General features: G+C 71.5%; 10 protein-coding genes. 7 read left to right on the top strand and 3 right to left on the bottom strand.

The window, feature by feature from the left end; genetic code table 11:
• Nucleotides 1-10: 10 nt before the first annotated feature.
• Nucleotides 11-2,431 (top strand): endopeptidase La, encoded by a 2,421-nt coding sequence (lon, locus tag ACIRRU_RS02095; protein ID WP_403675003.1) that lies wholly within the window; start codon nt 11-13, stop codon nt 2,429-2,431.
• Between the two features lie 275 nt (nt 2,432-2,706).
• On the top strand, nt 2,707-3,192 hold the full coding sequence (locus ACIRRU_RS02090; protein ID WP_403674999.1) for a MarR family winged helix-turn-helix transcriptional regulator: 486 nt from the start codon (nt 2,707-2,709) through the stop codon (nt 3,190-3,192).
• A gap of 197 nt (nt 3,193-3,389) precedes the next feature.
• On the opposite strand, the gene ACIRRU_RS02085 is transcribed toward ACIRRU_RS02090, so the two are convergent.
• The gene (locus ACIRRU_RS02085) at nt 3,390-4,181 is read right to left on the bottom strand and encodes a hypothetical protein (RefSeq protein ID WP_403674996.1); all 792 of its coding nucleotides are present in this window, start codon (nt 4,179-4,181) and stop codon (nt 3,390-3,392) included.
• 363 nt (nt 4,182-4,544) lie between these two features.
• Here ACIRRU_RS02085 and ACIRRU_RS02080 point away from each other — a divergent pair, with 363 nt between their 5' ends.
• The 5 genes from ACIRRU_RS02080 to ACIRRU_RS02060 all read left to right on the top strand — a co-directional run bounded on the left by ACIRRU_RS02080 (nt 4,545) and on the right by ACIRRU_RS02060 (nt 10,756).
• Nucleotides 4,545-7,895, top strand: a complete 3,351-nt coding sequence (locus tag ACIRRU_RS02080) for a nitrate- and nitrite sensing domain-containing protein (protein WP_403675599.1) — start codon at nt 4,545-4,547, stop codon at nt 7,893-7,895.
• The gene (locus ACIRRU_RS02075; protein WP_403674994.1) at nt 7,892-8,371 is read left to right on the top strand and encodes a roadblock/LC7 domain-containing protein; all 480 of its coding nucleotides are present in this window, start codon (nt 7,892-7,894) and stop codon (nt 8,369-8,371) included. Before ACIRRU_RS02080 ends, ACIRRU_RS02075 begins: the two co-directional genes overlap by 4 nt.
• A complete protein-coding gene (locus tag ACIRRU_RS02070) occupies nt 8,368-8,787 on the top strand; it encodes a DUF742 domain-containing protein (RefSeq protein WP_403674991.1) in 420 nt (139 codons plus the stop codon). Before ACIRRU_RS02075 ends, ACIRRU_RS02070 begins: the two co-directional genes overlap by 4 nt.
• Nucleotides 8,768-9,439 carry a GTP-binding protein gene (locus ACIRRU_RS02065; RefSeq protein WP_403674989.1) on the top strand — a complete coding sequence of 224 codons (672 nt, stop codon included), beginning with the start codon at nt 8,768-8,770 and terminating at the stop codon, nt 9,437-9,439. The genes ACIRRU_RS02070 and ACIRRU_RS02065 overlap by 20 nt, the downstream gene beginning before the upstream one ends.
• Nucleotides 9,440-9,517: 78 nt before the next feature.
• Complete coding sequence (locus tag ACIRRU_RS02060) at nt 9,518-10,756, top strand: styrene monooxygenase/indole monooxygenase family protein (RefSeq protein ID WP_403674987.1); 1,239 nt, start codon at nt 9,518-9,520, stop codon at nt 10,754-10,756.
• A gap of 198 nt (nt 10,757-10,954) precedes the next feature.
• On the opposite strand, the gene ACIRRU_RS02055 is transcribed toward ACIRRU_RS02060, so the two are convergent.
• Both ACIRRU_RS02055 and ACIRRU_RS02050 read right to left on the bottom strand, forming a co-directional pair.
• Complete coding sequence (locus ACIRRU_RS02055) at nt 10,955-11,461, bottom strand: nucleoside deaminase (protein WP_403674984.1); 507 nt, start codon at nt 11,459-11,461, stop codon at nt 10,955-10,957.
• A gap of 4 nt (nt 11,462-11,465) precedes the next feature.
• Entirely contained in the window at nt 11,466-12,317 is an 852-nt protein-coding gene (locus tag ACIRRU_RS02050) for a GntR family transcriptional regulator (RefSeq protein ID WP_403674981.1), read from the bottom strand.
• Nucleotides 12,318-12,376 lie beyond the last annotated feature (59 nt).

Raw genomic sequence — 12,376 nt, 5'->3', positions numbered from 1 at the left:
AGGGGAGATCATGACTAACGAGTCCCAGGCGTTCACACCGATCGACCTGCCCGTGCTGCCGCTCGACGACGAGGTCGTCCTGCCCGGCATGGTGGTGCCGCTGGACCTGTCCGACGCCGAGGTGCGTGCCGCCGTCGAGGCCGCGCAGGCCGCCGCCCGTTCCGGGGGCGGCAAGCCCGAGGTGCTGCTGGTTCCGCGCATCGACGGCACGTACACGGGGACCGGTGTCCTCGGCACCGTCGAGCAGGTCGGACGCCTGAGCGACGGCGACCCCGGCGCGCTCATCCGGGCGCGCGACCGGGTCCGCATCGGCGCCGGGACCAGCGGGCCCGGCCGGGCGCTCTGGGTCGAGGGGACCGTGCTGGAGAGCGCCGCCCCCGACCCCCTGCCCGGGTCCGTGGCCGAGCTGGTCAAGGAGTACAAGGCGCTCGCCACCAGCTGGCTGAAGAAGCGCGGTGCCTGGCAGGTCGTGGACCGGGTGCAGCAGATCGACGACGTCTCCGCGCTCGCCGACAACTCCGGATACTCCCCGTTCCTCTCCACCGCGCAGAAGGTCCAGCTCCTGGAGACCGTGGACCCGGTCGCCCGGCTGAAGCTCGCCGTCCAGTGGCTCGGCGAACACCTCGCCGAGCAGGATGTCGCCGAGTCCATCGCCAAGGACGTCCAGGAGGGTGTGGACAAGCAGCAGCGGGAGTTCCTGCTGCGCCGCCAGCTCGACGCCGTACGCAAGGAGCTGTCCGAGCTCAACGGCGACCCGGAGGACGAGTCCGACGACTACCGGTCCCGCGTCGAGGCCGCCGACCTGCCCGAGCACGTCCGTACGGCCGCGCTCAAGGAGGTCGAGAAGCTGGAGCGGTCCAGCGACCAGTCCCCCGAGGGCTCCTGGATCCGCACCTGGCTGGACACCGTCCTCGAACTGCCCTGGAACGAGCGCACCGAGGACGCCTACGACATCCGTGGCGCCCAGGAGGTCCTGGACGCCGAGCACGCCGGTCTCGCCGACGTGAAGGAACGCATCACCGAGTACCTCGCGGTACGCAAGCGGCGCTCCGACCGGGGGCTGGGAGTCGTCGGCGGCCGCCGCGGCGGCGCGGTGCTCGCCCTCGTCGGCCCGCCCGGCGTAGGCAAGACCTCGCTCGGGGAGTCCGTCGCGCACGCCATGGGCCGCAAGTTCGTCCGCGTCGCGCTCGGCGGGGTCCGGGACGAGGCGGAGATCCGCGGCCACCGGCGTACGTACGTCGGCGCGCTCCCCGGCCGGATCGTGCGGGCGGTGAAGGAGGCCGGTTCGATGAACCCGGTCGTCCTGCTCGACGAGATCGACAAGGTCGGCTCCGACTTCCGGGGCGACCCGGCCGCCGCCCTCCTCGAAGTCCTCGACCCGGCGCAGAACCACACCTTCCGCGACCACTACCTGGAGGTCGAACTCGACCTCAGCGACGTCGTCTTCCTCGCCACGGCCAACGTCCTCGAAGCCATCCCGGAGGCCCTGCTCGACCGCATGGAGCTGGTCCGCCTCGACGGCTACACCGAGGACGAGAAGGTCGTCATCGCCCGGGACCACCTGCTCCCGCGCCAGCTGGAGCGGGCCGGACTGGAGAAGGACGAGGTCATCCTGGAGGAGTCCGCGCTGCGCAAGCTGGCCGGGGAGTACACCCGCGAGGCGGGCGTACGGAACCTGGAACGGTCCGTCGCCCGGCTGCTCCGCAAGGTCGCGGCCCAGCACGAACTGGGCGACCGCGAGCTGCCGTTCGCGGTGACCGACGCCGACCTGCGCGGCCTCATCGGGCGCCCGCACCACGTGCCCGAGTCCGCCCAGGACCCGGCCGAGCGGCGCACCGCCGTGCCGGGTGTGGCGACCGGGCTCGCGGTGACCGGGGCGGGCGGTGACGTCCTCTTCGTCGAGGCGTCCCTCGCCGACCCGGAGACCGGCGCCTCCGGACTGACCCTGACCGGTCAGCTCGGTGACGTCATGAAGGAGTCCGCGCAGATCGCGCTGAGCTTCCTGCGCTCCCACGGGGCGGAGCTGGAGCTTCCGGTCGGCGACCTCAAGGACCGGGGCGTGCACGTCCACTTCCCGGCGGGCGCGGTCCCCAAGGACGGCCCGAGCGCCGGCGTCACCCTGACGACCGCCCTGGCCTCGCTGCTCTCCGGACGGCTCGTCCGTACGGATGTGGCGATGACCGGCGAGGTGTCCCTGACCGGGCGGGTGCTGCCGATCGGCGGCGTCAAGCAGAAGCTCCTGGCCGCGCACCGTGCGGGCATCACCACCGTGGTGATCCCGCAGCGCAACGAGGCCGACCTGGACGACGTCCCGGCCGAGGTCCTGGAGAAGCTGGACGTCCACCCGGTCACCGACGTCCGCCAGGTGCTGGAGATCGCCCTCGCCCCGGCGTCGGCCACGGCGCAGGAGAGGATCCCGGCCGCCGCCTGACCGCCACGCGGTGACGGGCGTGGCAGCAGATGAGTGGCCGGTACGGACGGCCCGCCTCCCGAGTCAACGGGGGCGGGCCGTTCCGCGTGCCGCCACGGACCCGGTCCGGTCGCCGCAGCGGCGGGCCGTGCGCGTACGAAGGTCCCGCCGCCGCGGGCCCCGGGGCGCCTTCCGCGAGAACCGGTCCCCGCGCTGCGAAATACTGACCTGGCCGCGGCGCCGACCGCGTGTGGCCGGACGTTTCACCGGCCGTCATCCGCAGATGGGGTACTGACGTGCACGGGAGTGCGAGCGAGCCGGAGCAGGACGCGGCCGCCGGTGGGGATGGCGTGGACCAGGAATTCCTCGCGCTGGAGCGGGAACTGGCCGTGTTCCTGCGCCGGGCGCGGGCCAGTTCCGGCGAGATGGCCCGGGAGGTCCACCCCGACCTGGAGCCCGCCGCCTACGGTCTCCTCGTCCGCCTGGAGTCGGCGGGACAGCAGCGGGCCACCGAGCTGGCCGCCTACTTCGGCGTCGGCAAGGCCACCATGAGCCGCCAGCTGCACTCCCTGGAGAACCTCGGCCTGGTGGGCCGCGAGCCCGACCCGGCCGACGGGCGTGCCTGGCTCGTCCACCTCACCGACGAGGGCCTGGCCCGCTTCCGCAGCGTCCGGGATGCCCGCCGGGAGCGCTACGTACGCAAGCTGACGGGCTGGGACCGCGCCGAAGTGGCGGAGCTGGCCCGGCTGCTGCACCAGCTGAACACCCGCGCCGAGAGCTGACCGGGCGCGCCCCGCGCGGGGGAGGGGAGGGCGAGTCGCCCGGGGGTTGAGGGGCCGCGCGGGGTTGAAGGGTCGCGGTGACATCCGCCGCGAGCCCGCCCGGGGCTCGAAGCCGGCTGGACACCGGCCACGCGGTCGTACGGGCCCCGAGTCCCCCTCGGTCGTGAGCTCCCCCCGGGCCCGAGGCGCCCCGCGCCCTACAGCTCCACCAGCGCCGCGGTGGCGTCGTCGTGGACCTTGCCGCGCCGCAGCCGTACGCGTCCCGCTTCCGCGTCCGCGCTCTCCAGCTCCCGCACCCGGTCGATCAGCCCCCGGGGCCCGGCCTTCCGCAGCAGCCCCAGCGCGGCGGTCCAGTCGCCCTCACCGAACATCTCCGTCCAGCGGCTCGCCCCGTCCGTGAGCGCGGCGAGGGCGCTGACCTCGGAGAGCGGCGCGCTGCCGGTCACCGCGCGCGCCGCGACCGACGGGTCGGCGGCCGCCGTGAAGAAGCCGCCCGCCTTGTTGCGTACGGTCGAGTCCACGATCGCGTGGGAGGCGAGCGAACCCGGGGGCAGCCGGTCCAGCCGGTCGTCCAGGACCACCCGGACCGTGCCGTCCGGCGCCTCCAGGAGCAGCACCGAATCGGAGAGCACCAGGTACTCGATCGTCTGTTCCCCCCAACGCGCCAGGACCACGGTCGCCTGAGGCGTACGCACGTGAGAAAGGTCACAGGTGGACCGGTGGGCGTCGGCCGTGCGGGAGATGGCCGTGGCCAGTACCTCGGACAGCGGGAGGCCGGGGCGGGAACCGGACAGTTCCACCAGCGCACCGCCCAGGCGGGCGGTGAACCACGGAACGGAGTGCACGCAACCGGGCTCCGTCGGCGGCGGAGTCACCCCGTCGAGCAGGACCAGGACGCCCCCCTGCCCGGAGGCGGGAAGAGCGGCCGATACCCAGTCCTCGTTGAGGCGCCCTGGGCTGCCGGGGACGGAGGCCAGTTCGATGCGCATGACGCCAGTCTGCACGACGCCTTCACGGGACCCGCACTCCCCACGGACTGGCTTGTACCAGCAGGTCAACGGGTGTCGGGAGGTGGAGGGAGAGGCCTCGGACGGAGTGCGGGCGGGCATCCTGCCAAAGCCGGAGCGGAAGGTCCACCCGGTGTCTCATGCATGGTCAGGGGCGCTCTGGGGGAGACTTGTTCGTCAACTCGGCCTTGTTGTTCACTCATTCAAGTGGCGGAGCGGTTGATGCGTGCCTCCTCTCACAAGCAACTGGAATGGTCGGAAGCCGTACCAGGAGCGGGGCGCCCCTCTGTGTGACCGTGCGTCACCTCTGCTTCAAGGGTGGACGAGTCAAGATTGCGAGCACCGGTGCAGAAGAAGCGGCCGCGGAGCAGGAACACGACGCACGACGGTTCCGGGGCGACGCCTCCGGCGGCCGGCGCCGGGAGGCGGACCGTGCGGGTGCGCAGCCGACTGGTCGCCGGAGTCGCGGTCGTCGGCGTCATCGTCCTGGCTGCGGGCGCGCCCGCAGCGCTCGGCGCCTCCGCCGATCTCAACGAGTCCCAGCGGCTGGTCACCCTCGCCGGACTGAACCAGCAGGCCGTCACCCTCGCGCACTCCCTCGCCGACGAGCGTGACGCGGTCACCGCGTACATCGCCGACGGCCGCGACGAGGCCGCAGAGGATGGGGGCGAGGCCGCCGACGGCCGGGACGCCGCGGCCGACCGCACGGCCCGCGCCACCCGCGTCGACCAGCAGATCGACGAGATCCACGAGGCGGCCTCCGCCGCCCTGCGCCGCGACCTGTCCACGGTCCCGTCCCTGCGCCGTGACGCGCTGACCGGCGAGGGCTCGGCCCTGGAGGCGCACCAGGCGTACTCCGACGTCATCGCCAAGCTCCACGGCATCGCCGCCGAACTGGCCGAGAAGACCCCGCCGCGCGCCGCCGACGCCACCCGTGCCCCGCTCACCCTCGGCGGCGCCGCCGAACAGGCCTCCGCGACCCGCGGGCTCCTCCTCGCCGCGCTCGCCGTGCCCAGCCCCGAGCCCACCGCCCCGCAGACCGACCCCCTCACCGGGCTGCCCGTACAGACCGGGAGCGAGGGCGCCGACCGGGCCGACCGGGAGCGCGACGAACTGAGCGCCGCCGCCCAGCAGGCCCGCGTCCGTGAACTGGCCGCGCTCGCCGACTTCGACCAGGCCGCGGACCCGGAGGCCCGCGACAAGCTCTCCGCCACCGTCACCGGGCCCGAGGTCGACAACGCGGAGAAGTACCTCGCCCGCCTCACCGACCGCCCCGAACTGTCGGAGGCGGAGCGCGAGGTCAGCCCCACGAAGCTGGAGGCCGCGCTCTCCGCCCGCGTCGACCGCATGCGCAGCGTCGAGTCCGCCCTCTCCACCGACCAGGTCCGCCACCTGGAGGGGCTGCGCGACGACGACGTGACCGCCCTGGAACTGGCCCTCGCCCTGCTCGGCGGCTGCTTCCTGCTCGCCGTCGGCGTCTCCACCGCCGTCGCCCGTACCCTCACCCAGCCGCTCGCCGTCCTCCGTATCGGCGCCGCGCGCCTCGCCGAGGAGCCGGAGAGCGCCGAACCGGTCCGCTACACCGGCCGCAACGACGAATTCGCCCAGGTCGTCCGGTCGATGAACACCCTGCACGGCAAGCTCACCACCTTGCAGCAGGACCTCACCGGCCGCGTCGAAGGCCTCACCGCCGAACGCTCCGGCCTCATCAAGAGCCGCGCGTCCCTGGCCCAGCAGCGGACCGAACTCCAGGACCGCACCGGCGAGCTGGCCACCCAGCTGGAACAGCTCCAGAACACCGTCCACCACACCTTCGTCAACCTCTCGCTGCGCACCCTCGGCCTCCTGGAGCGGCAACTCGGCGTCATCGAGGGCCTGGAGGAGCGCGAGCAGGACCCGGAACGCCTCGCCACCCTCTTCAAGCTCGACCACATGGCCACGGTCATGCGCCGCCACAGCGAGAACCTGCTCGTCCTCGCGGGCGCCGAGCACGGCCACGGGCACGCCGGGCCGATCCCGCTGGTGGATGTGGCGCGCGCCGCCGTCAGCGAGATCGAACGGTACGAGCGGGTCACCATCCAGTCCCTGCCGCCGCACGCCCAGATCGCCGGGTTCGCGGCCGACGACCTCAGCCATCTCCTCGCCGAACTCCTGGAGAACGCCACCTCCTTCTCGCCGCCGGACTCCCACGTCGAGCTGTCCGGCTGGCTCCTGGAGTCCGGCGAGGTGATGCTCTCGGTGTCCGACGGGGGCATCGGCATGTCGGCGGTCCGGATGGAGGAGCTGAATGCCAGGCTGGCCGACCCGGCCTCGTTCGAGGCCGGTGAGCGCAGTGCCGACGGCGCCGGACTCGGACTCCAGGTGACGTCGTTGCTGGCGGCCCGGCACGGCGTACGGGTCCAGCTGCGCGAGCAGAAGGGGAGGGGAGTGACGGCTGTCGTCGTCCTGCCGCAGGCCCTGCTGCCGAAGTCCCTGCCCGCGGCCTCGCCGCCCGCCGTCCAGATGCAGGGCGACGCGCCGACGCTCAACCTGCCGGGATCGGTGGCCGAGGCCAACTCCAACGCGCTGCCCAGCCGTTCGCCGCTGGCATCGACGGCTCCGGCCGCCTCGGAGGCTACGGCTCCGGGGGTCGATGCGCCGGCCGATGTGCCCACGGCTACGGCTCCGGGGATGGCTCCGGGCGCCGACGAGTCGGCCGATGCGCCCACGGCCCCGGCCACGACCACGGGTCCGGCTTCGGCCGCGTCCCCGGCGGCGGAGTCCGCGTCGGTGGCCGCCGCGCCGCAGCCCGGTTCGACGCCTTCCGCCGAAGCGGTGGCCGGTGGTGCGGAGACCGGTGACGCGGAGACCGGTGACGCGCAGGCCCCCGGATCCTTTTCCGGTTCCGAACTCGGTTCCGAGCCCGGCCCCGTCCCCGAGCAGTCCGCCGTGGACCCCATGATCGTCGCAGCCGAGCGGGCGATCAGCGAGCACGCCGCCTCCGCGTCGACCGCGGCCGCGCCCGCCTCCCCCTCCGGGCCGGACGCGGACCGCGACCCCGAAGTCACCTTGCAGGTACGCCTGCCGAAGCCCCCGGAGGCGCCCGAGGCCCCAGGGGCGCCCGAGGCCCCGGAGGCGCGCGAGGTCCCTGAGGCGCCCGCCTCGCGGCCCGCCGACCCGTACGCCATCGGCCCGGACCGCCACGAGCGTCCCGCCGAGAGTGCGCCGGGCGACCAGGAGCCGGACGGCGACGACCCCGCGTTCCGCCCCGCCCCGCACGCCGAGACCCCGCACATCGACGCCCCGGGCACGATAAACCCGCACGCCGACGCCTCGGGCGCGAGCACCCCGTACGCCGATGCCCCTGCCGCCGACACCGTCCCCGCCCCGCGTCGTCCCGAGGGCGAGCGGCTCACGGACAAGGGGCTGCCCAAGCGCACGCCCAAGGTGGTCCGGGCCGAGGGCGCGCCCGCCGCCGCGCGCACCGGCAGCCTGGACCGGGAGGACCTGCGGCACCGCCTGGGCAGTTTCCACCGGGCGGCGCAGGAGGGGCGCCGCGACGTCGAGGCGGAGATCGCCGAGGCCGCCGGAGCGGTCGGCACCACCAGCACCAGCACCACCACCAGCGGCACCGCAGGGACCCACCAGACCGGCGGCCGTCGTCCGGGCGGCCGGAACGAAGAGACGGGGGACACAGTCGAGGAGGCACGCAGTTGACTGCGCCCAGCACGTTCGGGCTGAGTACCGAGGCCCGGAATCTTCACTGGCTGCTGAGCAATCTCGTGGAGGAGGTGCCAGGGGTCCACTCGGTCACCGTCGTCTCGTCCGACGGTCTGATGCTCCTCTCCTCCGACCCCGGCCACCACGCCGTGAAGGCGACCGAGGGTGCGGACGGACCCAAGGGGTCCAGCGCCGACCTGGCCACGATCGTCTCCGGCATCGGCTCGCTGACCGTCGGCGCGGCGAAACTGATGGACGGCGGCGGCGTCAAACAGACCATGGTCGCCATGGACGAGGGCAGCGTCTTCGTCATGTCGATCAGCGACGGCTCCCTCCTCGGCGTGCACGCCGCACCCGACTGCGACATGAGCGTCGTCGCGTACCACATGGCCCTCTTCGTGGGCCGGGCCGGACACGTACTCACCCCCGAACTCCGCAGCGAGCTGCGCACATCGATGGAGAGCACCCAGTGACGACCGCCGCCGCGGCCGAACCCGCCCCCCGCCTCCCCGTCCGCGGCGCCGACAAGCGCACCGCCCGGGTCCGCCCGTACTCCCTCACCGGCGGCCGCACCAGATTCGGGCACGTCCTGCTGGTCGAGACGTTCGTCGCGGCCCTCGAAGCACCGGAGGAGCGGCGCGAGCTGACCAACGGCAACCTCGCCACCCGCGTGATGCCGGAGCTCCAGGCCATCGTCGAACTCTGCCGCCGGATGCGTACGGTCGCGGAGATCTCGGCCCTGTTGAAGATGCCGCTCGGCGTCGTCCGGGTGCTGCTCAGCGACTTGGCCGACCAGGGAAAGATCCGCGTGTACGGGACCGGGCACGGCACCGGGCAGCCCGACCGCGCACTGCTCGAAAGGGTGCTCAATGGACTCCGCCGTCTCTGAGGCGCCGCGCTTCACCACCCCGCGCCGGACGGGCGCCCCGGCGCCGACGCCTCCCCGGGATCAGCCGGAGGAGGTCCTCCAGGCCTGGCAGCTGGACCACACCCGCGCGCCGACCGCCACCAAGATCGTGGTGGCGGGGGGATTCGGCGTCGGCAAGACGACCTTCGTCGGCTCCGTCTCCGAGATCACCCCGCTCCAGACCGAAGCGCTGATGACCCAGGCCAGCGAGGAGACCGACGACCTCTCGGCCACGCCGGAGAAGACCACCACCACGGTGGCCATGGACTTCGGACGGCTCACGCTCGACGAGGACCTCGTCCTGTACGTCTTCGGCACGCCCGGCCAGCAGCGCTTCTGGTTCATGTGGGACGACCTGGTACGCGGGGCGATCGGCGCGGTCGTCCTCGCCGACACCCGGCGCCTGGAGGACTGCTTCCCGGCGCTCGACTACTTCGAGAGCTGCGGGCTGCCGTACATCGTGGCGGTCAACCACTTCGAGGGGACGCCCGGTTACGAGGCGGAGGACGTCAGGGAGGCCCTGACCGTACCGTCCCGGGTGCCCATAGTGATCATGGACGCGCGCAACCGGATCACGGTGGTCGAGTCGCTGCTGGCCCTGGTCGGCCACGCCCTCGACGCCACCCCCGCCTGAGCACGCGCATACCGCCTGAGCACGCACACCGCCCGAGCACGCGCACACCGCCTCGACCACACACAACGGAGAGCCGCGATGCGGAAGACACTCATAGTCGGAGCCGGTCAGTCCGGGCTCCAGCTGGCCCTGGGACTCCAGTCCCGAGGCTACGAAGTCACCCTCATGTCCAACCGGACGGCGGACGAGATCCGCTCCGGCCGGGTCATGTCGACGCAGTGCATGTTCCACACCGCGCTCCAGCACGAGCGGGACGACCAGCTCAACTTCTGGGAGTCCCAGGCCCCGCGGATCGAGGGAGTCGGCGTCTCCGTCGCCGCCCCCGACTCCTCCCGGGCGGTGGACTGGGTCGGCCGGCTCGACGGGTACGCCCAGTCCGTGGACCAGCGGGTGAAGATGGCGGGCTGGATGGAGACCTTCGCCCAGCGCGGCGGGCAGCTCGTCATCCACGGGGCGGCCGTCTCCGACCTGGACTACTTCTCCCGCACCTACGATCTGGTGATGGTCTCCGCGGGCAAGGGCGAGCTGGTCTCCATGTTCGGCCGGGACGCGGAGCGTTCACCGTTCGACGCCCCGCAGCGCGCGCTGGCCGTCGCCTACGTCCACGGCATGGGCCCGCGCCCCGAGCACCCGGAGTTCGACGCGGTCCGCTGCAACCTGGTGCCGGGCGTCGGCGAACTGTTCGTGATGCCCACCCTCACCACCTCCGGCCGCGCCGACATCCTGTTCTGGGAGGGCGTCCCGGGCGGCCCGATCGACGCGTTCCAGGGCATCAAGGACCCCTCCGAGCATCTCGCGAAGACGCTGGAGCTGATGGAGCGGTTCACGCCCTGGGAGTACGCGCGGGCCACCAAGGTCGAGCTGACCGACGCCAACGCCACCCTCGCGGGCCGTTACGCCCCCACCGTCCGCAAGCCGATCGGCCGCCTCCCCGGCGGTGGCCTGGTCCTCGGCGTCGCGGACGTCGTCGTCGCCAACGACCCGATCACCGGCCAGGGTTCCAACTCGGCGTCCAAGTGCGCCAACTCCTACCTGGACTCGATCGTCGAGCACGGCGACAAGGAGTTCGACGGGGAGTGGATGCAGTCGGCGTTCGACCGTTACTGGGACACCGCGCGGCATGCCACGAAGTGGACCAACGCCATGCTCGGCGTCCCCCCGGAGCACGTGCTGAACCTGCTCGGCGCGGGCGGCCGGCTCCAGCCCGTCGCGAACCGCTTCGCCAACGGGTTCAACGACCCGTCGGACTTCGAGAACTTCTTCTACGAGCCGGAGAAGACCAACGCCTACCTGGCCTCGGTCTCCGGAGGTTCTTAGGTCCCTGACCTGCTGTCGAGTGGTCAACGCTGGTGAACATTGGTGGTTAACGGTCACCGCTTGACGGCCCACGGACGGCCCGGGGGTTCTACTCGCGGCACTGGGAGGAGTTTAACGTTCAGCCGATGAGACGGCCCGCACGAACCGTGCGGGCCGTCTCATCGTGCCGTCGGATCTTCCAATCCGTGGGGGTTCGCGTTAGAGCTTCGGGACCACTGGCTCAGGTAGGCCGTCCGACCATGCGCGCAGAACCTTGACAGCCTCTGCGGCGAGCGGATCCGAAGCAACGTCCTCCCGGAGTGCGCGGCCCTCCTGCGGGTAAGTCAACTCGCGATACAGCTGGAGATCCTCGAAGCCGTTCAAGGCGACCTCCCGGCTTGTGGCACCGAACACGACGCGAGGTAGTCGCGCCCAGTAACAGGCGACCAGGCACATGGGGCAGGGCTCGCTGCTGGTGTACATGACGCCATCCTCGAAGAGATGGCGCCCGAGCTTTCGGCCCGCGTTGCGGAGTGCCATCACCTCCGCATGAGCTGTGGGGTCAGCAAGTTCAACAACGCTGCTTGTTCCTTCGCTCACGATTTCCCCTTCGATGACGACGATTGCGCCAAAGGGTGTTTTCCCCTTGTCTTCGAGTGCGTGGCGTGACAGGTCGATAGCGTGAGCCAGAAAGGAGGTGTCAGTCTCGCTTAGATTTTTTTTCATCTACCTAATTCCCTTCTTTTGCCTGCGTGTGCGTCGGGCGCTTTCGCCATGCTTTGAGCGGTGTGATGAAGTGAAGTTCGGTGCGATCTGCCGGATACTCTGCATCGGAGATTTCCACGATTCGGTCTGTGGCGTCCAGAGAGATCCGGCGGCAAAGCAGCAGAGGTACCCCCTCGGGAAGGCCCCACTGTTGGGCCTCTACTGTCGTCGGCATCCGGCCGGTTACCTCGTCAACCACCGTCATGACCTCGATGTCCACGGTGGAAAGCTGATGGAGTGTGCCGCCGGGCCACGGCTCCTTCGACGCGTCCAGTAGATCCGGGTTCGATTCCACCAGGGAAACCGGAATGTAGGACGTGCTGAACGATAGAAGCAGCCCGCTCCGGGAGTCGTGCGAAACGTAACGCCGCCTAAGCACCTCGGAGCCACTTTCGATTCTTAGGGCGGAGCCCAGGCTAGTGTCTGCGGCGATTCGCTCATATGTGGACTCGAATACCTGATCCGTGATGGACATGTTGAGGTTGGTTTCGGCTTCCCCTACTGCGCCGCGCTCCTTCTCGGGTCGCCGCGCGAGGTCTTTCTCCGCCTGGTGGCGTGCTGAGGAGCGCACGACCTTATGCAGCGGGATGCGCACGGTCGGAGCCTTGCCGCGACCGGACGTGATGAGCCCCTGAGCTTTCAGGAGCGCCACGGCGGCGCGGGCGCTGTTCGTGGAGCAGTCGTAGATGTCCCGGATCTCGGCCAGTGTCGGCAGGGGTTCGCCGGGGGGGAGGTCCTTCCGCTCGATCTGCATGCGCAGGTCATCCGCGATCCGCAGATGGATGGGAGCTTGCACGGCCGTCGGCTGAGGTTCCATCTCACCAGCATCCCGGATTGTGGGTTTGTGGGCAAACCCTTGCGCGCCACTGATGCACC

The sequence above is a fragment of the Streptomyces sp. NPDC101181 genome (assembly GCF_044767975.1).
Taxonomy (GTDB): domain Bacteria; phylum Actinomycetota; class Actinomycetes; order Streptomycetales; family Streptomycetaceae; genus Streptomyces.
The sequence above is the reverse complement of the archived record's forward strand: the minus strand, read 5'-3'. Positions and strand labels throughout refer to the sequence as shown.